We start from the raw sequence: 22,764 nt of genomic DNA, 5'->3' as shown, positions 1-22,764 counted from the left end.
AAGCCTCCTCTCATTAACGTCTTGTTTTTTTGTCGTCAGCTGCATGACCTTTATACGTACGTGTTGGAGCAAACTCACCGAGTTTGTGTCCTACCATATCTTCAGTAACGTATACAGGAACATGTTTGCGACCGTCATATACAGCGATCGTTTGACCGATGAATTGTGGGAAAATAGTAGAACGACGAGACCAAGTTTTGATCACTTGCTTTTTCTCTGACTCGTTTAACTTTTCAACTTTTTTGAATAAATGCTCATCTACGAATGGTCCTTTTTTCAAGCTACGGCCCATACTTGTACCTCCCTTCGCGATTGCGCTACGGTTCCTTCGAACCGTAGAACCATCACGTTATTTTTTACGACGACGTACGATGAATTTATCGGACTTATTGGTTTTCTTGCGAGTTTTATACCCAAGAGTCGGTTTACCCCAAGGAGTCATTGGAGATTTACGTCCGATTGGAGAACGACCTTCACCACCACCATGAGGGTGATCGTTAGGGTTCATTACTGAACCACGAACTGTAGGTCTAATACCTAACCAGCGTGAGCGTCCAGCTTTACCAATGTTGATAAGTTCATGCTGTTCATTTCCTACTTGACCAATAGTAGCGCGGCAAGTAGCAAGGATCATGCGAACCTCACCAGAATTTAAACGAACTAATACGTATTTGCCTTCTTTACCAAGTACTTGTGCAGAAGTACCAGCAGAACGTACTAATTGTCCGCCTTTTCCAGGTTTTAATTCAATGTTGTGGATTACTGTACCTACTGGAATGTTTTGAAGAGGAAGTGCATTTCCTACTTTAATATCAGCCTCAGGTCCAGAAACAACTTGTAAACCTACTTCTAGGTTTTTTGGAGCAAGGATATATCTTTTCTCACCATCTGCATAATTGATAAGTGCAATGTTTGCAGAACGGTTCGGATCATACTCGATTGTAGCAACGCGTCCTGGTATACCATCTTTATCGCGTTTAAAATCGATAATACGGTATTGACGTTTGTGACCGCCGCCTTGATGACGTACAGTAATTTTACCTTGGTTGTTACGACCGCCTTTTCTGTGAACAGGCGCAAGTAATGACTTTTCTGGTTTGTTTGTTGTAATCTCAGCGAAATCAGAAACTGTCATGCCGCGACGACCATTTGAGGTTGGTTTGTACTTTTTAATCGCCATCTCGTTTCCCTCCTATCTTAAAAAATATATTAGACTTCGAATAATTCGATTTCTTTGCTGTCAGCTGTTAATTTAACAACTGCTTTTTTACGCTTATTAGTAAGACCTGTATAACGACCTACACGCTTATATTTGCCTTTGTAGTTAAGTACGTTAACTTTCTCAACTTTAACGCCAAAGATCGCTTCGATAGCATCTTTAACTTGAGTTTTGTTAGCTTTAACGTCTACTTCAAACGTGTACTTTTTCTCAGTCATTAAGTCTGTTGAAAGTTCAGTGATTACGGGGCGCTTAATAATATCACGAGGATCTTTCATTATGCAAGCACCTCCTCTACTTTTTGCACCGCTGCTTTCGTAATAACAAGCTTCTCATGGTTAAGTACATCTAAAACGTTAATAGAATTAGCTGTAAGAACTGTAATGCCAGGGATGTTACGAGCTGATAATTCAACTGTTTCGTTTACATCAGCAGTAACGATCAATGCTTTCTTCGCAATTGAAAGACCTGTAAGAATAGAAGTCATTTCTTTTGTTTTAGGAGCATTCATTAGTAAGTCTTCTAATACTAATACGTTGTTTTCTTGTACTTTAGATGATAAAGCTGATTTGATCGCTAAGCGGCGAACTTTTTTTGGTAATTTGTAAGAATAGCTGCGTGGTGTTGGACCGAATACGATACCACCGCCGCGCCATTGTGGTGAACGGATAGATCCTTGACGAGCACGTCCAGTACCTTTTTGGCGCCAAGGCTTACGACCTCCGCCTCTAACTTCTGAACGACCTTTAACTTTATGGTTTCCTTGTCGCAAGGAAGCTCTTTGCATGATAACCGCTTCGAATAAAACGTGCTGATTAGGTTCGATACCAAATACGGAATCGTTTAGCTCGATTTCACCAACGTTTGATCCGCTTTGGTTTAATAATGCTACTTTCGGCATTATCGAATTCCTCCTTTCTTAGAAAAATTAGTTAGATTTAACAGCTTTTTTCACTGTGATAAGTGATTTTTTAGGTCCAGGTACGTTACCTTTGATCAATAGAAGGTTACGCTCAGCGTCAACTTTCACGATCTCAAGGTTTTGAACAGTAACGCGCTCTCCGCCCATGCGTCCTGGCAATAATTTATTTTTGAATACTCGGTTTGGAGCAACAGGACCCATTGAACCTGGGCGACGGTGGTAACGAGAACCATGTGACATCGGTCCGCGAGATTGGTTATGGCGTTTGATTGAGCCTTGGAAACCTTTACCTTTCGATATTCCTGTTACATCTACTACATCTCCAGCAGAGAAAATATCAACTTTGACTTCCTGACCAACTTCATACTCACCAGCATCTCCGCGGAATTCCCTTACGAAGCGCTTAGGTGCAGTATTAGCTTTTGCAACGTGTCCTTTTGAAGGTTTGTTAGAAAGTTTGTCGCGTTTGTCTGAGAAACCAACTTGAACAGCTGCATAGCCGTCACTTTCAACAGTTTTCAATTGAAGAACAACGTTTCCAGTAGCCTCAATTACTGTTACCGGGATAAGGTCACCCTTTTCCGTGAATACTTGAGTCATACCGATTTTTTTACCTAAGATTCCTTTGGTCATTAGTCACACCTCCTATAATGTGTTGTAAAATCTATTTTTGAAATTAAAGTTTGATTTCAATGTCAACGCCTGACGGTAAGTCTAATCGCATTAATGCATCAACAGTTTGTGGTGTTGGGTTAATGATATCGATCAAACGTTTGTGCGTGCGCATTTCAAATTGCTCACGAGAATCTTTGTATTTGTGTACCGCACGAAGAATCGTATAAATCGATTTTTCAGTTGGCAACGGGATCGGACCAGAAACGTTAGCACCTGAACGTTTTGCTGTTTCAACGATCTTCTCAGCAGATTGATCAAGAATTCTGTGATCATATGCTTTCAAACGAATACGAATTTTTTGTTTTGCCATTATTTTCCCTCCTTTTCGCCTACTTTTAAAATAGACTTTCTCCGTAGAAATTTTCCGTACACTCGCCATGGCAAAGCGGCCGTGTGTATCGGCAACCTCCTACTTCATCGCAGTCAAAGACCAACATTGTCTATTATATAAAAAATCCGTGCCCAATGCAAGAAGAAAATAAAGTTTTTACTTTCTTGCGCACTTTTACTATTATACATACTTCATAGTCGTATGACAAGCGAATCTGCAAATGGAAAATGTTTTCGATTCTTGACTAAATCACTTCTTAATAGAAGAGATTTTTTATATAAAAAAAGACGAGCATTAAGCTCGTCTTTTAGAAAGTAGAATTACTCAGTGATCGTAGCTACGACACCAGCGCCTACTGTACGTCCGCCTTCACGGATTGAGAACTTAGTACCTTCTTCAATCGCGATTGGAGCGATAAGTTCAACAGTCATTTCGATGTTATCGCCAGGCATAACCATTTCAACGCCTTCTGGAAGTTGAATGATACCAGTTACGTCCGTAGTACGGAAGTAGAACTGTGGGCGGTAGTTAGAGAAGAATGGAGTGTGACGTCCACCCTCTTCTTTTGAAAGAACGTAAACTTCTGATTTAAATTTAGTGTGTGGAGTGATTGTTTTTGGCTTAGCAAGAACTTGTCCACGTTGGATATCTTCACGAGAAACCCCACGAAGAAGTGCTCCGATGTTGTCGCCAGCTTCTGCATAGTCAAGAAGCTTACGGAACATTTCAACACCTGTTACAGTTGTAGATTTTGGCTCTTCAGTGAAGCCGATGATGTCGATAACATCTCCAACTTTAACTACACCGCGCTCTACACGTCCTGTAGCAACTGTTCCACGACCAGTGATTGAGAATACATCCTCAACTGGCATCATGAAAGGTTTTTCAGTGTCACGAGCTGGAGTTGGGATATACTCGTCAACTGCGTTCATAAGTTCAACGATTTTCTCTTCCCACTCAGCTTCTCCTTCAAGAGCTTTAAGAGCAGAACCTTTGATTACTGGAATGTCATCGCCAGGGAAGTCATATTCAGTAAGAAGGTCACGAACTTCCATTTCAACTAATTCAAGTAACTCTTCGTCGTCTACCATGTCACATTTGTTCATGAATACAACTAGGTAAGGAACACCTACTTGACGAGAAAGAAGGATGTGCTCACGAGTTTGTGGCATTGGGCCGTCAGAAGCAGAAACAACTAGGATTCCGCCGTCCATTTGTGCAGCACCAGTGATCATGTTTTTAACATAGTCAGCATGTCCTGGGCAGTCAACGTGTGCATAGTGACGAGTTTCAGTTTCGTACTCAACGTGTGCAGTTGAGATTGTGATTCCACGCTCGCGCTCTTCTGGAGCAGCATCGATCATGTCGTATGCCATTGCAGCACCTTTACCGCTACGTTTAGCTAATACAGTTGTAATAGCAGCTGTTAAAGTTGTTTTACCGTGGTCAACGTGTCCAATTGTACCGATATTGGCATGCGTTTTTGAACGGTCGAATTTTTCTTTACCCATTCTAAATTCCTCCTTAGAGTCATGATTCATTATATAGATTGCAGAAAGTGAAACATGTCCACTTTCTATTCATACATAAGTAGTTATACTTCAATAAAAGGTGAAAATCAATTATTCACCTTTATTTTTTTTGATAATTTCTTCAGAAATTGATTTTGGAACCTCTTCGTAATGATCAAAGTGCATTGAGAATGTTCCGCGGCCTTGAGTATTTGAACGTAACGCAGTAGCGTATCCAAACATCTCAGAAAGTGGAACCATTGCACGTACAACTTGAGCATTTCCGCGTGCTTCCATACCCTCTACTCGTCCGCGACGAGAAGTGATATCACCCATGATATCTCCCATGTACTCATCAGGGATTACAACTTCAACCTTCATAACAGGCTCAAGAATAACAGGGTTACACTTAGATACAGCGTTTTTAAGAGCCATAGATGCAGCAATCTTAAACGCCATTTCACTAGAGTCAACATCATGGTAAGAACCGTCAACCAATGTAGCTTTTACATCGATTAGAGGGTATCCAGCTAGAACACCGTTTTTCATAGAGTCTTCTAGACCAGCTGCAACAGCAGGCACGTATTCACGTGGTACTGTTCCACCTACTACTTTATTTTGGAACTCAAAGCCTTTTCCTTCTTCGTTTGGTTCAAATTCTACCCAAACGTGTCCGAACTGACCTCGTCCGCCAGATTGGCGTGCGAATTTACCTTCAACTTTAGCAGAGCCACGGAAAGTTTCGCGATACGCAACCTGAGGAGCACCAACGTTAGCTTCAACTTTAAATTCACGTCTCATACGGTCAACAATGATGTCAAGGTGAAGTTCACCCATACCAGAGATGATCGTTTGACCTGTTTCAGTATCAGTGTGAGCTTTGAAAGTTGGATCTTCTTCAGAAAGCTTTGTTAAAGCTGTAGACATTTTGTCTTGGTCAGCTTTAGATTTTGGTTCAACAGATAGTGAGATAACCGGCTCTGGGAAATTCATTGATTCCAAGATAACTTGGTTCTTCTCATCACATAAAGTATCACCAGTTGTAGTGTCTTTAAGACCTACAGCAGCAGCAATATCTCCAGCGTATACTGTTGAGATTTCCTCACGAGAGTTAGCATGCATTTGCAGGATACGTCCTACGCGTTCACGCTTGCCTTTCGTTGAGTTCTGTACGTATGATCCAGAATTCAAGACACCTGAATACACACGGAAGAATGTTAATTTACCAACATAAGGATCCGTCATAACTTTGAATGCAAGTGCTGAGAATGGACCCTCATCACTAGATTCACGAGATACTTCGTCCTCACTGTCAGGTAATGTACCTTTAATTGCTGGTACATCTAAAGGTGATGGCAGGTAGTCTAGAACAGCGTCTAGCATTAACTGAACACCTTTGTTTTTAAATGCAGATCCACAGATTACTGGGTAGAATTCTACATTTACTGTTCCTTTACGGATCGCAGCTTTCAATTCATCGATTGTAAGCTCTTCACCTTCAAGGTATTTCATCATAAGCTCTTCGTCAAGTTCTGCTACAGCTTCTACAAGCTTTCCGCGCCACTCTTCTGCAAGATCTTTATAATCATCAGGAATTTCCATAGCCTCTGAGCGAGTTCCTAGGTCGTCTTCGTAGATATATGCAACATTCTCTACTAAGTCAATAATACCTACAAACTCATCTTCAGCACCAATTGGAAGTTGGATAGGGTGAGCATTAGCTTCAAGACGGTCGTGCATTGTTTTTACAGAGTATAAGAAATCCGCACCGATTTTATCCATTTTGTTAACGAATACTACACGCGGTACTCCGTAAGTTGTTGCCTGGCGCCATACTGTTTCAGTTTGAGGCTCAACACCAGATTGAGCATCAAGTACTGCTACTGCACCATCAAGTACACGAAGTGAACGTTCAACTTCAACTGTGAAGTCTACGTGTCCCGGTGTATCGATGATGTTTACGCGATGACCCTTCCACTGAGCAGTTGTAGCAGCAGAAGTGATTGTGATACCACGTTCTTGCTCTTGCTCCATCCAGTCCATTTGAGAAGCACCTTCATGTGTTTCACCAATTTTATGGATACGTCCAGTGTAGAATAATACACGTTCAGTAGTAGTCGTTTTACCGGCATCGATGTGAGCCATGATGCCGATATTACGAGTTTTGTCTAAGGAGAACTCTCTTGCCATTTGGGTTTTTCTCCTTCCTATTATAAGGATTAGTATATTTTATGGTTTGAATCCTACCAGCGGTAGTGAGCGAATGCTTTGTTAGCTTCAGCCATTTTGTGAGTATCTTCACGTTTCTTAACTGATGAGCCAGTGTTGTTAGCTGCATCAAGAATCTCGTTAGCTAAGCGCTCTTCCATCGTTTTTTCACCGCGAAGACGAGCGTAGTTTACTAACCAGCGAAGACCAAGAGTAGTACGGCGGTCAGGGCGAACTTCAACAGGAACTTGATAGTTTGCACCACCCACACGACGAGCTCTTACCTCAAGAACTGGCATGATGTTTTTAAGTGCTTGTTCAAACACTTCGATTGCTTCTTTACCTGAACGCTCTTTCACTAAGTCAAAAGCAGTGTAAAGAATAGTTTGTGCTTTACCTCTCTTACCGTCTACCATAATTCTGTTGATTAGACGAGTAACAAGCTTTGAGTTGTAAAGTGGATCTGGTAATACGTCTCTTTTTGTAACAGGACCTTTACGTGGCATGTTATATCCTCCCTTCATGCTATAATCTTAAGCTTTATATTACTTAAGGCATTATTTTTTTGGTGCTTTTGGTCGTTTTGTACCGTATTTAGAGCGGCCTTGCATACGCTTGTCAACACCAGCAGTGTCTAATGCACCGCGCACGATGTGATAACGGACACCCGGTAAATCTTTTACACGTCCGCCGCGGATAAGTACAACACTATGCTCTTGCAGGTTGTGTCCGATACCAGGAATGTAGGCAGTTACCTCGATTCCGTTAGTTAAACGAACACGAGCATATTTACGAAGAGCCGAGTTCGGTTTCTTCGGTGTCATTGTACCAACACGAGTACATACTCCGCGTTTTTGCGGTGATGATGTGTTTGTTTGCTCTTTTTTGAAGCTGTTGTAACCTTTGTTTAACGCAGGAGAAGTTGATTTTTCAACTTTGCTTACGCGTCCCTTGCGCACTAATTGGTTAATAGTAGGCATGTTTATGTCCTCCCTTCTCGAAGTTTAATACCACACATCCAGGTGGTTCATATTTGGGCAAAAACAAAGTTTTTGCAGAGGATTTAAAACCCTTGGCAAAAACGGTTTTAATTGATAATAGCTACAGTTACTGCTCCTACTTCTATTCCGCAAGCTTTTCCAAGCTTTTTCATAGAGTCAACCATATTAAAGGGAATGTCTTTCTGTTCAGCGAGTTCAGTAATCATGTGAATGATTCTTGAATCAGCGTCTTCAGCAATGATCAGTTCCTTTACTTGATCAAGTTTTAGAGCCTTTACTGTTTGCTTCGTACCAACAATAATTTTATGTGCCTGCGATACTTTTTCATAAGACATAAAAATATATCCTCCAAAGCAACAGGTTTTAATTAAGCACCTAGAACATACTAACATCGTAAGAGATGGATGTCAACTAGATCAATGAAACATTTTTCTAGAATCGTCCATCTCTTTTTCAGTTAGTTAATTAATCTACAGTTACAGTTTCATCTTCCGGCTGTATGCGAGGAATTGGATTCACGCGTCTATAGCGCTGCATTCCAGTTCCGGCAGGCACAAGCTTACCGATGATAACATTTTCTTTCAAGCCGAGCAGTTCATCACGCTTGCCTTTAATCGCAGCATCAGTTAGGACACGAGTTGTTTCCTGGAATGATGCAGCAGATAAGAATGAATCTGTTTCAAGTGATGCTTTTGTGATACCAAGCAGGATCGGACGTCCTGTTGCCGGGCGCTTGCCTTCAAGCAATACCTTTTTGTTGGCATCAGTAAATTGGTGAACATCAAGCAATGTTCCAGGCAATACATCTGTATCTCCTGCATCCATTACTCTAACTTTGCGAAGCATTTGGCGAACCATTACTTCAACATGTTTGTCTCCAATTTCTACCCCTTGCATACGGTATACTTTTTGAACTTCACGAAGCAGATATTCCTGAACAGATGTGATGTCTGTTACTTTCAGCAATTCTTTAGGGTCGATTGAACCTTCAGTAAGTTCCTGACCGTGTGTAATTTTGTCGCCTTCGGCCACTTTAAGTCTAGCGTTGTAAGCAGCTGTGTAAGTGCGTGTTTCAACATCGCCTTTAATAACGATTTCCTGTTGTCTGTCACGAACTTCATTAATTTCCACTACTACACCATCAATTTCAGAGATGGTTGCCTGACCTTTAGGATTTCTCGCTTCAAATAGCTCCTGAATACGAGGTAAACCTTGAGTGATGTCATCTCCGGCAACACCGCCTGTATGGAACGTACGCATTGTAAGCTGAGTTCCCGGTTCTCCGATAGATTGAGCAGCGATAATACCGACTGCCTCTCCAACTTCAACCTCGGTTCCTGTAGCCAAGTTGCGTCCGTAGCATTTTTTACATACACCATGACGAGTGTTGCATGTAAATGCAGAACGAATCCATACTTCTTCTATACCAGTTTCAACAATCGCTAAAGCAAGGTCTTCTGTAATGAGATCATTTTCAGAAACGATGACTTCACCAGTCTCCGGATGTTTAAGTGTTTTGCGTGCATGACGTCCAATTAAACGCTCTTCTAAATGCTCGATTACTTCTGTGCCTTCTTTAATTGACTTCGTCAAGATGCCGCGGTCCGTTCCACAGTCTTCATCACGAATGATGACATCCTGCGCAACGTCAACGAGACGTCTTGTCAAGTAACCTGAGTCAGCTGTTTTAAGGGCTGTATCGGCAAGACCTTTACGCGCACCATGTGTAGAGATAAAGTACTCTAACACTGTTAAGCCCTCGCGGAAACTTGATTTGATTGGAAGTTCAATAATACGTCCGGCCGGGTTGGCCATCAGTCCGCGCATTCCCGCAAGCTGCGTAAAGTTAGATGCGTTACCACGGGCTCCTGAATCACTCATCATGAAGATCGGGTTGCGCTTATCAAGAGAAGCCATCAGTTTGCCCTGGATGACATCTTTAGACGCACTCCAGATGGAAATAACACGTTCATAGCGCTCTTCTTCTGTAATCAGACCGCGTTTGAATTGTTTAAGAACATTATCAACTTTAGCTTGTGCCTCTTTTAAGATCTCTTCTTTTTCACGCAGTACGATGATATCTGATACACCAACCGTAATACCGGCTTTAGTAGAGTATCTGAATCCAAGATCTTTCATGCGGTCAAGCATTTTAGACGTTTCGGTAATATGGAATTTCTTAAAGATTTCAGCAATGATTTTACCTAAGATTCCCTTCTTGAAAGGAGGGATGATCTCTTGGCTTTGAATGAATTCTTTCACATTCACATTTGCATCAATAAAGAATTTTTCCGGTGTTTCATCTTCAATGTTGCTCTTAGTCGGTTCATTCATATAAGGGAATGAAGGAGGAAGAATTTCATTGAAAATCAGTTTTCCTACAGTTGTTACAAGCAGCTTTTTGCGCTGTTCATCCGTAAATGATTCGTTAGGCAGAGAGCTTGCTTGAACAGCGATACGAGTGTGAAGATGAACATATCCGTTTTGATATGCAAGCAAGGCTTCGTTCGTATCTTTGAAGACCATTCCTTCGCCGACAGCTTCTTCGCGTTCTAATGTCAGGTAGTAGTTTCCAAGTACCATATCCTGAGAAGGAGTAACAACAGGTTTTCCGTCTTTAGGATTTAGAATGTTTTGAGCTGCAAGCATCAAAATGCGTGCTTCTGCTTGAGCTTCAGCAGATAGAGGTACGTGAACCGCCATTTGGTCACCATCAAAGTCAGCGTTATATGCTGTACATACTAATGGGTGAAGACGTATTGCACGGCCTTCTACAAGCGTAGGCTCAAATGCCTGGATTCCCAGTCTGTGAAGTGTAGGTGCGCGGTTAAGGAGAACTGGATGCTCTCTGATAACTGCTTCTAATACATCCCAAACCTCAGGAGATACACGCTCTATTTTACGTTTAGCACTCTTAATGTTGTGTGCTAAGCCTTTTTCAACAAGTTCTTTCATAACGAAAGGCTTGAATAATTCAAGAGCCATTTCTTTCGGCAAACCGCACTGATACATTTTCAGGTTCGGTCCTACAACGATAACGGAACGGCCTGAATAGTCAACACGTTTACCAAGTAGGTTTTGACGGAAACGTCCTTGTTTACCTTTCAGCATATGTGAAAGGGATTTAAGAGGACGATTACCTGGTCCAGTAACCGGACGGCCGCGTCGGCCATTGTCAATCAATGCATCAACAGCTTCTTGAAGCATGCGTTTTTCGTTCTGTACGATGATGCTTGGAGCACCAAGGTCCAATAAACGTTTTAAACGGTTGTTGCGGTTAATTACACGGCGGTACAAATCATTTAAGTCAGAAGTCGCAAAACGTCCACCGTCTAATTGGACCATTGGACGAAGTTCAGGCGGGATAACAGGAAGAACATCAAGGATCATCCAAGATGGCTCATTGCCTGAATTACGGAATGCTTCTAATACTTCTAATCGTTTGATTGCACGGGTTCTGCGCTGGCCTTGTGCTGTTTTAAGCTCTTCTTTAAGCTGATCAACCTCTTTATCCAAATCGATGTCAGAAAGAAGTTTTTTGATCGCTTCTGCACCCATTGCAGCTTGGAAAGTTGAGCTGTATTTATCACGGTATGCTCTATATTCTTTTTCAGAGAGCAGCTGTTTTTTCTCAAGCGGCGTGTCGCCTGTTTCTGTAACCACGTAAGAGGCGAAGTAAATCACTTCTTCTAGTGCACGCGGTGACATATCAAGCACTAAGCCCATGCGGCTAGGGATGCCTTTAAAATACCAAATGTGAGAAACAGGGGCAGCAAGTTCAATATGCCCCATGCGCTCACGGCGGACCTTAGCACGAGTTACTTCAACTCCGCATCGATCACAGACTACACCTTTGTAGCGAACTCTTTTATATTTTCCGCAATGACATTCCCAGTCCTTAGTAGGACCGAAAATGCGCTCACAGAATAAACCGTCTTTTTCTGGTTTTAATGTACGATAGTTAATCGTTTCTGGTTTCTTAACTTCACCGAATGACCACGAGCGAATTTTATCAGGTGAAGCGAGACCGATGTTCATATACTCAAAGTTATTTACATCTAGCAAGGGGCCTACCTCCCTTTTCGTCTTCAGGTTTTACCCTTATTGCTTACTATTCTTTAATAACTGCGTCTTTTTCTTTTTCCACGGCTGCTGATGAAAGATCATCCGGCTGATCATTCAAGGATAAACCTTCTGATTGCTGTCCTTCTTCATCATCTTCTAAGTCTCTCATTTCGATTTCTTTTTCGTCGCTTGAGAGAATCTTAACATCCATACCTAAGCTTTGAAGCTCTTTTATCAATACTTTGAATGATTCTGGAACTCCTGGCTCCGGAACATTTTCGCCTTTAACGATTGCTTCGTACGTTTTCACACGTCCGACAACGTCATCTGACTTAACTGTGAGAATCTCTTGTAGAGTATAAGCTGCGCCATAAGCTTCAAGCGCCCATACTTCCATTTCTCCAAAACGCTGTCCGCCAAACTGGGCTTTACCGCCAAGTGGCTGCTGCGTAACAAGTGAGTAAGGACCTGTTGAACGGGCATGCAATTTATCATCAACCATGTGAGCAAGTTTGATCATATACATGATTCCTACTGATACACGGTTATCAAACGGTTCGCCTGAGCGGCCATCATAAAGAACTGTTTTAGCATCGCGTGCCATGCCAGCTTCTTCAAGAGTTGACCATACATCTTCCTCGCGTGCACCATCAAATACAGGAGATGCAACGTGTAAACCAAGTTTGCGCGCTGCCATTCCAAGATGCAGTTCAAGTACCTGACCGATGTTCATACGAGATGGTACACCGAGAGGATTTAACATGATATCTACTGGTGTGCCGTCTGGAAGGTAAGGCATATCTTCTTCAGGAAGAATTCTTGAGATAACACCTTTGTTTCCGTGACGTCCGGCCATTTTATCCCCTTCAGAAATTTTACGCTTCTGAACGATGTATGCGCGGACTAACTGGTTGACTCCCGGTGGAAGTTCATCGCCGTCTTCACGGTTGAACACTTTAACATCAAGAACGATACCGCCGCCTCCGTGAGGAACACGAAGTGAAGTATCACGTACTTCCCTTGCTTTTTCACCAAAGATTGCATGTAGAAGGCGTTCTTCTGCAGTCAGTTCAGTAACCCCTTTTGGTGTAACCTTACCAACAAGCAAATCTCCGTCTTTTACTTCAGCACCGACACGGATTATTCCGCGGTCGTCCAAATTGCGAAGCGCATCTTCTCCGACATTCGGAATATCGCGTGTGATTTCTTCAGGTCCAAGCTTTGTATCACGAGATTCTGATTCATATTCTTCGATATGAATAGAAGTATAAACATCATCTTTTACTAGACGCTGACTCATGATGATGGCATCCTCATAGTTGTAGCCATCCCATGTCATGAATGCAACCATAACGTTGCGTCCAAGTGCGAGTTCGCCTAGTTCCATAGATGGTCCGTCAGCAAGGATTTCACCTTTAACAACTTCATCGCCGACACTTACGATCGGGCGCTGGTTGTAGCAGGTACCTTGGTTAGAACGGATGAATTTAAGCAGGCTGTACTTATCCAAGTTGCCTTTTGTTTTCACGCCATCCACATCTTCGTAGCGTCGTACCCAGATGTTTTTAGCTTCTACTTTTTCAACAACTCCAGGGAACTTGCAGATTACTGCAGCACCAGAGTCTTTGCCTGATACGTACTCCATGCCTGTTCCGACAATCGGAGACTCAGGGTTCATAAGCGGTACTGCTTGTCGCTGCATGTTCGCTCCCATAAGGGCACGGTTGGAGTCATCATTTTCCAAGAACGGGATACATGCTGTAGCAGCAGAAACTACTTGCTTAGGAGATACATCCATGTAATCCATTCTGTCACGGGACATAACTGTGTTCTCTCCGCGGAAACGGGAAACAATGTCCTCATCAATAAATGAACCATCATCTGCTAAACGAGCGTTTGCTTGGGCAACTACGTAATTATCTTCTTCGTCTGCTGTTAAGTAATCGATGCGGGCAGTTACTTTCCCTGTTTCAGGATCTACGCGGCGATATGGCGTTTCAATGAAACCAAAGCGATTAACTTTAGCATAAGAAGAAAGTGAGTTGATCAAACCGATGTTTGGTCCCTCTGGCGTTTCAATCGGACACATGCGGCCATAGTGAGAGTAATGAACGTCACGCACTTCAAATCCAGCGCGTTCACGTGTTAATCCACCAGGTCCAAGTGCAGACAGACGGCGTTTATGAGTTAATTCAGCAAGCGGATTCGTCTGATCCATGAACTGTGATAACTGAGAGCTTCCGAAGAACTCTTTAATTGACGCAATAACAGGACGGATGTTAATCAGCTGCTGAGGTGTAATTGTATTAGTATCTTGAATGGACATTCTCTCGCGCACAACACGCTCCATACGAGAAAGACCGATTCTGAATTGATTTTGGAGAAGTTCTCCTACAGAACGCAGACGACGGTTTCCTAAATGGTCGATATCATCTGTGTCTCCCACTCCATGAAGCAAGTTAAAGAAATAACTGATAGAAGACAGGATGTCAGCAGGCGTAATATTCTTAACGTTTTCTTCGACATAAGCGTTGCTGATCACGTTAATGACTTTTTCACCTTCTGAATCAATAGGAGCATAGATTTTAATTGATTGAAGCGTTACATCTTCTTCAACAACTCCGCCAGATGGCGTAATTTTTCTGAAGCCTACTCCACTCTCTAAATTAGGAATGATTCGGTCAAGAGTACGTCTATCAATTAAAGTATCTTTTTCTGCAATAATTTCGCCAGTTTCAGGGTCTACTAATGTTTCAGCAAGACGCTGATTGAACAGGCGATTTTTAATATGAAGCTTTTTATTGATCTTGTAGCGTCCTACACTTGCAAGATCATAGCGTTTTGGATCAAAGAATCTTGAATCCAGCAAGCTTTTCGCGTTATCCACTGTTGGAGGCTCACCAGGGCGCAGACGCTCATAAATCTCAAGAAGAGCTTTTTCTGTGCTTTCTGTGTTGTCCTTATCAAGTGTGTTGCGCAAGTATTCATTTTCACCGAAAAGATCGGTGATTTCTTGATCAGAGCCAAACCCTAGTGCGCGCAAAAGAACCGTTACCGGCAATTTCCGAGTGCGATCAATACGCACATATGCAACATCTTTAGCATCTGTTTCGTACTCTAACCAAGCGCCGCGGTTTGGAATGACAGTTGCAGTAAAGCCTTTTTTACCATTTTTATCGACTTTTCCGCTGTAATAAACACTTGGTGAACGTACGAGCTGTGATACGATAACACGCTCAGCACCGTTAATCACAAATGTACCTGTTTCAGTCATCAATGGGAAATCACCCATGAAAACATCCTGATCTTTTACTTCACCAGTTTCCTTGTTAATTAAACGCACCTTCACACGAAGCGGTGCAGAATAGGTAACATCGCGCTCTTTAGATTCCTCTACTGAATATTTAGGATCACCTAAACTATAATCAATAAATTCTAGCGAGAGGTTACCAGTGAAGTCTTCGATAGGAGATATGTCCTGGAACATTTCTCTAAGACCCTCATCAAGAAACCACTGATAGGAAGAGGTTTGAATCTCAATAAGATTTGGTAATTCTAACACTTCACTAATACGTGCATAACTTCTGCGTTGGCGGTGTCGTCCATACTGAACTAGTTGACCTGTCAACTGCTTCACCCCTCAAATCAAGCGTAATATAACTTGTAATATGTACTCGTAAATCAATCTATTAACCACCAATACACATACAAGGAGAAAACAAAAATAAAAAGGTCTCTATAAATTAGAAAACCACTTTTGTAAAACGTACTATTGATTTTATAAGTTTTTCCATCTGTCCTATATTTATACATTCACCTCAAAAAATAGAGACTTATGGAATATATATATTGGCATTTTATAATATTAACATAGCGAAAAATACGAGTCAATCTTTTTCTGCTCTGATAATAAAGTAGCCTTTATCCTTTTTGACTGTAACAACTTCTTTAAACATCTCATCCAGTTTGGCAATAGCTGATGGGGCTCCTTGCTTTTTCTGAATGACAACCCATAATTCTCCGCCCGGCAAAAGAGATTCAAAGCTTTTTTCAAAAATCTCGTGAACAACTTTTTTTCCTGCACGGATAGGAGGATTTGTCAGAACAGCCGCATACTTTTTCAAAGGATCAACATTTTCAAAAAGATTGCTTGCGATAATACGGACATTTTTAACACCGTTTGCTTCTGCATTCACTTTCGCTAGGTCTACTGCTCTCTCATTAACATCAATCATATCAACTGTGAGATCCTTGAATTCTTTTGCAAGCGAAATTCCGATTGGTCCGTATCCGCAGCCAACGTCCAGCAAGTCGCCTTTTTGATCAGGCAGTGTAAATGTTTCAATCAGCAGTCTTGAACCAAAATCGACTTCATTTTTAGAAAAAACGCCGCGATCACTTTGAAAATGAAAGGAATTCCCTCTTAAAGTAAACGTCCATGATTTACGATTACTCTCAGCCTCAGGCTGACTTGAATAATAATGATTTGTCATCTTTTTCCCTCCATGTTAAAGGAGTATAGCAAATCATGCTATTTTTCATACCTCTGTATCTTTAATAAAATCAATTTCCTGTCAAACGTGAAAAAAAAGCTCGCTATTTGAATTAAGCGAGCTTTGTCTTTTTGGAATTACTTAACTTCTACAGAAGCGCCAACTTCTTCAAGTTTGCCTTTGATTTCTTCAGCTTCTTCTTTAGCGATTCCTTCTTTAACAGCTTTAGGAGTGTTGTCAACTAATTCTTTAGCTTCTTTCAAGCCAAGACCAGTGATTTCACGTACTACTTTGATAACTTTGATTTTTTGAGCACCAGCGCTAGCAAGTACTACATCAAATTCAGTTTGCTCAGCAGCAGCTTCGCCACCAGCAGCGCCACCAGCCATTGCTACAGGAGCAGCTGCAGTTACGCCAAATTCTTCTTCGATTGCTTTAACTAAGTCGTTTAATTCTAAAACAGTCATTTCTTTAACTGCTTCAATGATTTGTTCTTTAGTCATTGTATATTTCCTCCTTATAAACCTATTAGTTTTTTGTTTTGGTACAGGTCAAACAGATTAAGCGCCTTGCTCTTCTTTTTGTTCTGCAACTGCTTTAGTAGCAAGTGCAAGATTGCGGATTGGAGCTTGAAGAACGCTAAGCAACATAGAAAGTAAGCCTTCACGTGATGGAAGTTCAGCAAGAGCTTTAATTTGTTCTACAGTTGCGATGTTGCCTTCGATTACACCTGCTTTGATTTCTAACGCGTCATGCTTTTTAGCAAAGTCGTTAAGAATCTTAGCTGGAGCAACTACGTCGTCATTACTGAATGCGATCGCATTAGGACCTGTTAGGGCGTCATTAAGACCAGTAAGTTCAACATTTTCAACTGCACGGCGAGTCATTGTGTTTTTGTAAACTTTGAACTCGATGCCAGCTTCACGAAGAGTTTTACGAAGTTCAGTAACTTCTGCTACTGTTAAACCGCGGTAGTCAACAACGATCGTTGTTTTGCTGTCGCGAAATTTAGCAGTAATGTCATCTACGATGGATTTTTTTGTTTCGATAGCGCTGCTCATTGATACACCTCCTGTAAGAATCAAAGTCCCACACTTATACCGATCGGTGTTTTCTCTTTAAAAACAAGAAATGCCTCCACGTCAGACATGGAGGCAGTATATATACAAGCGATCTAATAATTTTAGTTCACATATATACACCTCGGCAGGAAATTAAGCTTATGCAAGCACCTACTGTCTTCGGTATAAATGAAGTTATTTAGTTAAACAACATTTTTGATTATATATAAAGTCGACCCTTATGTCAACTATTATTTAACGCCGAAACTTGATGAATCAACTTTAACGCCAGGTCCCATAGTAGAAGCAACAGCTACGTTCTTCATGTATGTGCCTTTTGCAGCAGCAGGTTTAGCTTTTAATAATGTTTCGAAGATTGTAGTGAAGTTTTCAACTAACTTGCTGTCTTCGAAAGATACTTTACCGATTGGCACGTGGATGTTACCAGCTTTGTCAACGCGGTATTCAACTTTACCAGCTTTGATTTCTTTAACTGCTTTTTCAACGTCAAATGAAACAGTACCGGTTTTAGGGTTTGGCATTAAGCCTTTTGGTCCAAGTACGCGGCCAAGCTTACCAACTTCACCCATCATGTCAGGAGTAGCTACGATTACATCGAAGTCAAACCATCCTTGCTGAATTTTGTTGATGTAGTCAGCATCGCCTACGAAATCAGCTCCAGCAGCTTCTGCTTCCTTCGCTTTTTCACCTTTTGCAAATACTAAAACGCGTTGAGTTTTGCCTGTTCCATTTGGAAGAACAACTGCTCCGCGGATTTGCTGATCGTTTTTACGTGGATCAACGCCTAAACGGAATGCAACTTCAACTGTTGCATCAAATTTAGCTGTGTTTGTTTTCTTTACAAGTTCAATTGCTTCTTGAACTCCGTAAGCTTGAGCACGGTCTACTAATTTAGCAGCTTCAACGTACTTTTTACCTCTTTTAGCCATTTTAAATTTCCTCCTTAGTGGTTTTAGCGGAATAACCTCCCACGAATAAAGGTTGCGAACTTGTTAAAAGCAAACTCGCAACCCCTAAAACAAAAACAACAATTAGTCTTCGATGACGATACCCATGCTGCGCGCAGTACCTTCAACCATACGCATAGCTGATTCAACATTAGCTGCATTTAAGTCAGGCATTTTTGTTTCAGCAATTTCACGTACTTTATCACGCTTAACTGTTGCTACTTTATTACGGTTAGGTTCACCTGAACCAGACTCGATACCAGCTGCTTTCTTAAGCAATACTGCAGCAGGCGGAGTTTTTGTAATAAATGTAAATGAACGGTCTTCAAAAACCGTAATTTCAACAGGAATGATAAGTCCAGCTTGATCAGCTGTACGAGCGTTAAACTCCTTACAGAATCCCATGATGTTAACACCAGCTTGACCTAATGCAGGACCAACCGGCGGCGCTGGATTTGCTTTTCCAGCAGGAATTTGCAATTTAACCATTTTAATTACTTTTTTAGCCACGAGACACACCTCCTTAAGTCCGTGATGTGGTAATAGGGTAATACCCTCCCACTCATGTCGTTCATTCTTTATATGAATGATAGAAATTAATCAAGTTTTATGTCCCGCATAGCGAGACATACTGACTTATGAAATATTATCACTTTTCTTTTGTGAATTCAAGTTTTTTCTTATAATTTATCAACTTGAGAAAATTCCAGCTCAACCGGTGTTTCGCGGCCGAACATGTTTACTAATACCTTCACTTTGCTCTTATCTTTATCAATCTCTTCAATTGATCCGGTAAAGTTAGCAAAAGGTCCATCTATTACTTTTACAGTCTCTTTCAAGTCGAAATCAACTTCAACTCTCTTTTCTTCCATTCCCATATGTTTAAGGATTGATACAACTTCTTCAGGAAGAAGCGCTGTTGGCTTTGAACCAGAACCAGCTGAACCGACAAATCCTGTTACACCAGGTGTATTGCGGACTACATACCAGGAATCATCTGTCATAACAATTTCAACGAGGACATAACCCGGGAATACTTTTTTCTTTGTTACTTTCTTTTTGCCGTTTTTATAATCTGTTTCTTCTTCTTCCGGAACGACAACACGGAAAATTTTATCCTGCATGCCCATTGATTCTACACGCTTTTCAAGATTCGCCTTTACCTTATTCTCATAACCTGAATAAGTATGGACCACATACCAATTTTTCTCCATTTTAATAGGACGATTTGTCCATTCCCTCCCTGCTTTTTGAAGCTTATATGATGATTCTGCTGCTCTTATTCTTTGGCTGACACTTTTTAAGACAATGAAAAAACCCGTCGAACGGGTTTTTGGGGAAATATAATATTCTCTATTATAGCACGATTTTATATCTATTATTCAAAAAATAAAACGAAAATGAAGATCGGTGTTTTATTTTTTATGACACTAGACGAATTAACGATGAAATTCCAAGATCAATAATGGCGAAAAAGATGACAGCAAAAGCGACAGTTGCAATAACTGTAATTGTATATCGCGTCAGTTCTTTGCCTTTTGGCCAGCTGACCTTTTTCATTTCACGGGAAACATCTTTGAAAAAATTAACAATACGCTGCATTTACATTACCTCCAAGAGAATTCAGAAAGCCTGTCATAGAAATAAAGAATCATGAGATGAGTGCTACTTTGTTTCACGGTGGTCCGTATGTGCGTTACAAGCTTTACAAAATTTCTTGAATTCTAAACGCTCTTCGGAGCTTGACGTGTTTTTCATCGTTGTGTAGTTTCTGCTTCCACAGTCTGTGCAAGCCATTGTAACTTTCTTACGCATTTATGGCACCTTCCGCTAGTCATGCATTTTTCTATAAAAATGTAACACACGCAAGGACCTTCGTCAATGACGCCTGACGTGTTTCACTTGATTTTTACATATTGATTTCACGAAGCTCAAGATACCTTTCAAGCTTTCGTTTCACCCGCTGAAGGGCATTGTCTATTGATTTAACGTGGCGGTTGAGCTCTTCAGAAATTTCCTGATAGGATCTGCCGTCCAAATACAGAACAAGAACCTTCCGTTCGAGATCGCTCAGAAGCTCGCCCATTTTCAGTTCGATATCATCAAATTCTTCCTGATTAATAATCAGTTCTTCCGGATCCATGACTTTTGTCCCTGAAATAACATCCATCAATGTCCGGTCTGATTCTTCATCATAAATCGGCTTGTCCAGTGAGACATAAGAGTTAAGAGGAATATGTTTTTGACGGGTTGCGGTTTTAATAGCGGTAATGATTTGGCGAGTGATGCACAGTTCTGCAAAAGCTTTGAAAGAAGTAAGCTTGTCCTCTCTGAAATCACGGATAGCCTTATACAAACCGATCATACCTTCTTGAATAATATCTTCTCTGTCAGCGCCTATCAAAAAATAGGACCTTGCCTTCGCTCTTACAAAATTACGGTACTTTGTTATTAAATAATCAAGAGCATCGCTGTCTCCATTATGAACAAGCTCCACAACCTGTTCATCCAAAAGAGCATGAAAGTCTTCCTTGCTGAGTTTACCCGTGCTGAAATGTGTGTTCATGCCGATCCCCCCGACCGCACAATAGATAGAAATATTATACAGTATGATTTTTGAAAGCGTCAACAGGCTATAAATCGCCCCTGCGCCATTTTTCAAACATTTTCAGGACATCATCTGTGATTGGAATCTTTGATTGAGGACTATTCACTTTTATTTTTTCTACTCTTTTTTGGATTCTTTTTTCTATTGCTTCCACTTCATTTAAAAGTTCTCTTGCTGATTTCCTGAGAGCTCCCTGGCCAAAAATAGCCCATTGCTCTGTAAAATCGGAGGTTGCTACATGGATTTGCGTTTTAATATTGCTCAGGGAAATCGCAAGTTTTTCAATGCGCTCATCCGCTGTTTCGTTTTCACGGGTATAGATGACTTCGACACGGTGGTTTTTTTGTTTCTTTTCAATACCCTTCACTTGATGAGCATCGAAAATAACGATCACCCTGTAACCGGTGTAAGCTTGATACTCTGCCATTTTTTGAATCAGCAGCTCTCTTGCTTCTGAGAGATTCTCTTTTTTTAATGATTGAAGATTCGCCCAAGCACCGATGATATTATATCCGTCAACAAGAAGGATATCCATTTTCTTATTCTCCTAATGGATGACGCTTTCTGAAGACCTCATACATCAGCAGACTCGCTGCTACTGAAGCATTGAGCGAAGTGACCCGGCCAGCCATCGGCAAGTTGACCAGAAAATCGCATTTTTCTTTAACCAGTCTTCCCATTCCTTTACCTTCACTGCCTATAACTAAGCCAAGAGGCATTTTCCCGTCCATTGAACGGTAATCATCTGATCCTTTTGCATCTGTTCCAACTATCCAGACGCCCCGCTCTTTTAATTCCTCAATGGTTCTGGCCATATTTGTCACCCTTGCAACAGGAATATATTCAATTGCGCCAGTAGATGACTTCGCTACTGTAGCTGTAAGCCCTACTGCTCTTCTTTTAGGAATGATAATGCCGTGCGCTCCTGTTGCATCGGCTGTTCTCATAATGGAACCAAGGTTATGAGGATCTTCAATTTCATCTAAAAGAAGGATAAATGGGGCTTCATTTTTATCTTCAGCCGCCTTTAAAATATCATCTACCTCTGAGTACTCATATGCTGCTACCTGAGCAACAACACCCTGATGATTTCCTTCAACCATTTGATCAATTTTCTTTTTAGGAACAGATTGAATGGATATGCCCTTTTCTTTTGCAAGGACAACGATCTGCTGGGCTTGTCCCTTGACGGAGTTTTCCGCCATCCAGATTTTATACACATTTCTCGTTGATTTTAACGCTTCAATGACTGTGTTGCGCCCCATAATGTATTCTTCTGACATTCCTATTTCCTCCCTTCATTCTGAATCAATTCAAATGATGACTGAATGATTTCTGCCAGCCGGTCTCCATCTTTCATAAGATGCAGGTAGCCGATTAGTGCTTCAAATGCTGTACTGTAGCGGTATGTTTGAACATCTGTGTTTTTTGGAACCGTGCCTGATTTTGCATTGCGGCCGCGGCGTATAATGGCCATTTCTTCTTCAGAGAAATATTCCGCTTTAGACAGTTCATGAAGAACGGTGGCCTGCGCCTTGGCTGAAACATATTTTGTCGCTAATTTATGAAGCTGATTTGGACGGACATTGCCTTTAGAAAGCAGGTGATGCCTGACGTAAACTTCATAAATTGCATCACCTATATAGGCGAGCGCCAGGCTGTTCACTTGTTTTGGGTGCGGTATCTCTTCTAAGTGAAGCAT

General features: G+C 41.3%; 25 protein-coding genes and 1 other annotated feature. All 25 genes read right to left on the bottom strand.

Annotated features, from left to right (window positions below):
* Positions 1 to 13 precede the first annotated feature (13 nt).
* Positions 14 to 292 carry a 30S ribosomal protein S19 gene (gene rpsS, locus E2R53_RS21870; RefSeq protein WP_029282824.1) on the bottom strand — a complete coding sequence of 93 codons (279 nt, stop codon included), beginning with the start codon at positions 290 to 292 and terminating at the stop codon, positions 14 to 16.
* A gap of 57 nt (positions 293 to 349) precedes the next feature.
* Positions 350 to 1,180 (bottom strand): 50S ribosomal protein L2, encoded by an 831-nt coding sequence (gene rplB / locus E2R53_RS21865; RefSeq protein ID WP_070875230.1) that lies wholly within the window; start codon positions 1,178 to 1,180, stop codon positions 350 to 352.
* A gap of 29 nt (positions 1,181 to 1,209) precedes the next feature.
* Positions 1,210 to 1,497: a 50S ribosomal protein L23 gene (rplW, locus tag E2R53_RS21860; RefSeq protein ID WP_070875231.1), complete on the bottom strand. Its 288-nt coding sequence runs from the start codon at positions 1,495 to 1,497 to the stop codon at positions 1,210 to 1,212.
* Complete coding sequence (gene rplD / locus E2R53_RS21855; protein WP_070875232.1) at positions 1,497 to 2,120, bottom strand: 50S ribosomal protein L4; 624 nt, start codon at positions 2,118 to 2,120, stop codon at positions 1,497 to 1,499. Before rplD ends, rplW begins: the two co-directional genes overlap by 1 nt.
* A gap of 27 nt (positions 2,121 to 2,147) precedes the next feature.
* Positions 2,148 to 2,774, bottom strand: a complete 627-nt coding sequence (rplC, locus tag E2R53_RS21850) for a 50S ribosomal protein L3 (RefSeq protein WP_133313801.1) — start codon at positions 2,772 to 2,774, stop codon at positions 2,148 to 2,150.
* A gap of 43 nt (positions 2,775 to 2,817) precedes the next feature.
* Complete coding sequence (rpsJ, locus tag E2R53_RS21845) at positions 2,818 to 3,126, bottom strand: 30S ribosomal protein S10 (protein ID WP_029282834.1); 309 nt, start codon at positions 3,124 to 3,126, stop codon at positions 2,818 to 2,820.
* Between the two features lie 341 nt (positions 3,127 to 3,467).
* Positions 3,468 to 4,658: an elongation factor Tu gene (gene tuf, locus E2R53_RS21840; protein WP_133313800.1), complete on the bottom strand. Its 1,191-nt coding sequence runs from the start codon at positions 4,656 to 4,658 to the stop codon at positions 3,468 to 3,470.
* Between the two features lie 111 nt (positions 4,659 to 4,769).
* The gene (fusA, locus tag E2R53_RS21835; RefSeq protein ID WP_133313799.1) at positions 4,770 to 6,848 is read right to left on the bottom strand and encodes an elongation factor G; all 2,079 of its coding nucleotides are present in this window, start codon (positions 6,846 to 6,848) and stop codon (positions 4,770 to 4,772) included.
* Positions 6,849 to 6,901: 53 nt separating this feature from the next.
* Complete coding sequence (gene rpsG, locus E2R53_RS21830) at positions 6,902 to 7,372, bottom strand: 30S ribosomal protein S7 (RefSeq protein ID WP_070875236.1); 471 nt, start codon at positions 7,370 to 7,372, stop codon at positions 6,902 to 6,904.
* A gap of 51 nt (positions 7,373 to 7,423) precedes the next feature.
* The gene (gene rpsL / locus E2R53_RS21825; RefSeq protein ID WP_029282841.1) at positions 7,424 to 7,846 is read right to left on the bottom strand and encodes a 30S ribosomal protein S12; all 423 of its coding nucleotides are present in this window, start codon (positions 7,844 to 7,846) and stop codon (positions 7,424 to 7,426) included.
* 107 nt (positions 7,847 to 7,953) lie between these two features.
* Entirely contained in the window at positions 7,954 to 8,202 is a 249-nt protein-coding gene (locus E2R53_RS21820) for a 50S ribosomal protein L7ae-like protein (RefSeq protein ID WP_133313798.1), read from the bottom strand.
* A gap of 130 nt (positions 8,203 to 8,332) precedes the next feature.
* The gene (rpoC, locus tag E2R53_RS21815; RefSeq protein WP_133313797.1) at positions 8,333 to 11,932 is read right to left on the bottom strand and encodes a DNA-directed RNA polymerase subunit beta'; all 3,600 of its coding nucleotides are present in this window, start codon (positions 11,930 to 11,932) and stop codon (positions 8,333 to 8,335) included.
* Positions 11,933 to 11,978: 46 nt separating this feature from the next.
* Positions 11,979 to 15,560 carry a DNA-directed RNA polymerase subunit beta gene (gene rpoB / locus E2R53_RS21810; RefSeq protein WP_133313796.1) on the bottom strand — a complete coding sequence of 1,194 codons (3,582 nt, stop codon included), beginning with the start codon at positions 15,558 to 15,560 and terminating at the stop codon, positions 11,979 to 11,981.
* A 259-nt stretch (positions 15,561 to 15,819) separates the two neighbouring features.
* A complete protein-coding gene (locus E2R53_RS21805; RefSeq protein ID WP_133313795.1) occupies positions 15,820 to 16,425 on the bottom strand; it encodes a class I SAM-dependent methyltransferase in 606 nt (201 codons plus the stop codon).
* 137 nt (positions 16,426 to 16,562) lie between these two features.
* A complete protein-coding gene (rplL, locus tag E2R53_RS21800; RefSeq protein ID WP_070875241.1) occupies positions 16,563 to 16,928 on the bottom strand; it encodes a 50S ribosomal protein L7/L12 in 366 nt (121 codons plus the stop codon).
* Positions 16,929 to 16,985: 57 nt separating this feature from the next.
* Positions 16,986 to 17,486: a 50S ribosomal protein L10 gene (gene rplJ, locus E2R53_RS21795; RefSeq protein ID WP_133313794.1), complete on the bottom strand. Its 501-nt coding sequence runs from the start codon at positions 17,484 to 17,486 to the stop codon at positions 16,986 to 16,988.
* Positions 17,487 to 17,542: 56 nt separating this feature from the next.
* Positions 17,543 to 17,688 (bottom strand) — a sequence feature (ribosomal protein L10 leader region).
* 49 nt (positions 17,689 to 17,737) lie between these two features.
* Positions 17,738 to 18,436, bottom strand: coding sequence for a 50S ribosomal protein L1 (gene rplA / locus E2R53_RS21790; RefSeq protein WP_133313793.1), 699 nt, complete (start codon positions 18,434 to 18,436; stop codon positions 17,738 to 17,740).
* Between the two features lie 102 nt (positions 18,437 to 18,538).
* Positions 18,539 to 18,964, bottom strand: coding sequence for a 50S ribosomal protein L11 (rplK, locus tag E2R53_RS21785; protein WP_029282857.1), 426 nt, complete (start codon positions 18,962 to 18,964; stop codon positions 18,539 to 18,541).
* A 170-nt stretch (positions 18,965 to 19,134) separates the two neighbouring features.
* The gene (gene nusG / locus E2R53_RS21780) at positions 19,135 to 19,668 is read right to left on the bottom strand and encodes a transcription termination/antitermination protein NusG (RefSeq protein WP_286166378.1); all 534 of its coding nucleotides are present in this window, start codon (positions 19,666 to 19,668) and stop codon (positions 19,135 to 19,137) included.
* A 208-nt stretch (positions 19,669 to 19,876) separates the two neighbouring features.
* Positions 19,877 to 20,056 carry a preprotein translocase subunit SecE gene (gene secE / locus E2R53_RS21775; RefSeq protein WP_070875245.1) on the bottom strand — a complete coding sequence of 60 codons (180 nt, stop codon included), beginning with the start codon at positions 20,054 to 20,056 and terminating at the stop codon, positions 19,877 to 19,879.
* Positions 20,057 to 20,119: 63 nt separating this feature from the next.
* A complete protein-coding gene (gene rpmG / locus E2R53_RS21770; RefSeq protein WP_083328099.1) occupies positions 20,120 to 20,269 on the bottom strand; it encodes a 50S ribosomal protein L33 in 150 nt (49 codons plus the stop codon).
* 94 nt (positions 20,270 to 20,363) lie between these two features.
* On the bottom strand, positions 20,364 to 21,020 hold the full coding sequence (sigH, locus tag E2R53_RS21765) for an RNA polymerase sporulation sigma factor SigH (protein ID WP_133313791.1): 657 nt from the start codon (positions 21,018 to 21,020) through the stop codon (positions 20,364 to 20,366).
* A gap of 67 nt (positions 21,021 to 21,087) precedes the next feature.
* On the bottom strand, positions 21,088 to 21,597 hold the full coding sequence (locus tag E2R53_RS21760; RefSeq protein WP_070875247.1) for an NYN domain-containing protein: 510 nt from the start codon (positions 21,595 to 21,597) through the stop codon (positions 21,088 to 21,090).
* Positions 21,598 to 21,601: 4 nt separating this feature from the next.
* Positions 21,602 to 22,345 (bottom strand): 23S rRNA (guanosine(2251)-2'-O)-methyltransferase RlmB, encoded by a 744-nt coding sequence (gene rlmB, locus E2R53_RS21755; RefSeq protein ID WP_133313790.1) that lies wholly within the window; start codon positions 22,343 to 22,345, stop codon positions 21,602 to 21,604.
* 2 nt (positions 22,346 to 22,347) lie between these two features.
* Positions 22,348 to 22,764, bottom strand: a complete 417-nt coding sequence (locus E2R53_RS21750; protein ID WP_286166376.1) for a Mini-ribonuclease 3 — start codon at positions 22,762 to 22,764, stop codon at positions 22,348 to 22,350.

Source organism: Peribacillus frigoritolerans (genome assembly GCF_004358755.1).
Lineage (GTDB): Bacteria > Bacillota > Bacilli > Bacillales > Bacillaceae > Bacillus_P.
Note: the sequence above shows the minus strand (reverse complement) of the source record. Positions and strands in the feature narration are given on the sequence as shown.

Coding starts and splice junctions, on each gene's coding strand:
- rpsS (WP_029282824.1), bottom strand. CDS start 292: ATGGGCCGTAGCTTGAAAAAAGGACCATTCGTAGATGAGCATTTATTC.
- rplB (WP_070875230.1), bottom strand. CDS start 1,180: ATGGCGATTAAAAAGTACAAACCAACCTCAAATGGTCGTCGCGGCATG.
- rplW (WP_070875231.1), bottom strand. CDS start 1,497: ATGAAAGATCCTCGTGATATTATTAAGCGCCCCGTAATCACTGAACTT.
- rplD (WP_070875232.1), bottom strand. CDS start 2,120: ATGCCGAAAGTAGCATTATTAAACCAAAGCGGATCAAACGTTGGTGAA.
- rplC (WP_133313801.1), bottom strand. CDS start 2,774: ATGACCAAAGGAATCTTAGGTAAAAAAATCGGTATGACTCAAGTATTC.
- rpsJ (WP_029282834.1), bottom strand. CDS start 3,126: ATGGCAAAACAAAAAATTCGTATTCGTTTGAAAGCATATGATCACAGA.
- tuf (WP_133313800.1), bottom strand. CDS start 4,658: ATGGGTAAAGAAAAATTCGACCGTTCAAAAACGCATGCCAATATCGGT.
- fusA (WP_133313799.1), bottom strand. CDS start 6,848: ATGGCAAGAGAGTTCTCCTTAGACAAAACTCGTAATATCGGCATCATG.
- rpsG (WP_070875236.1), bottom strand. CDS start 7,372: ATGCCACGTAAAGGTCCTGTTACAAAAAGAGACGTATTACCAGATCCA.
- rpsL (WP_029282841.1), bottom strand. CDS start 7,846: ATGCCTACTATTAACCAATTAGTGCGCAAGGGACGCGTAAGCAAAGTT.
- E2R53_RS21820 (WP_133313798.1), bottom strand. CDS start 8,202: ATGTCTTATGAAAAAGTATCGCAGGCACATAAAATTATTGTTGGTACG.
- E2R53_RS21805 (WP_133313795.1), bottom strand. CDS start 16,425: ATGACAAATCATTATTATTCAAGTCAGCCTGAGGCTGAGAGTAATCGT.
- rplL (WP_070875241.1), bottom strand. CDS start 16,928: ATGACTAAAGAACAAATCATTGAAGCAGTTAAAGAAATGACTGTTTTA.
- rplJ (WP_133313794.1), bottom strand. CDS start 17,486: ATGAGCAGCGCTATCGAAACAAAAAAATCCATCGTAGATGACATTACT.
- rplA (WP_133313793.1), bottom strand. CDS start 18,436: ATGGCTAAAAGAGGTAAAAAGTACGTTGAAGCTGCTAAATTAGTAGAC.
- nusG (WP_286166378.1), bottom strand. CDS start 19,668: ATGGAGAAAAATTGGTATGTGGTCCATACTTATTCAGGTTATGAGAAT.
- secE (WP_070875245.1), bottom strand. CDS start 20,056: ATGCAGCGTATTGTTAATTTTTTCAAAGATGTTTCCCGTGAAATGAAA.
- rpmG (WP_083328099.1), bottom strand. CDS start 20,269: ATGCGTAAGAAAGTTACAATGGCTTGCACAGACTGTGGAAGCAGAAAC.
- sigH (WP_133313791.1), bottom strand. CDS start 21,020: ATGAACACACATTTCAGCACGGGTAAACTCAGCAAGGAAGACTTTCAT.
- E2R53_RS21760 (WP_070875247.1), bottom strand. CDS start 21,597: ATGGATATCCTTCTTGTTGACGGATATAATATCATCGGTGCTTGGGCG.
- rlmB (WP_133313790.1), bottom strand. CDS start 22,345: ATGTCAGAAGAATACATTATGGGGCGCAACACAGTCATTGAAGCGTTA.
- E2R53_RS21750 (WP_286166376.1), bottom strand. CDS start 22,764: ATGCTTCACTTAGAAGAGATACCGCACCCAAAACAAGTGAACAGCCTG.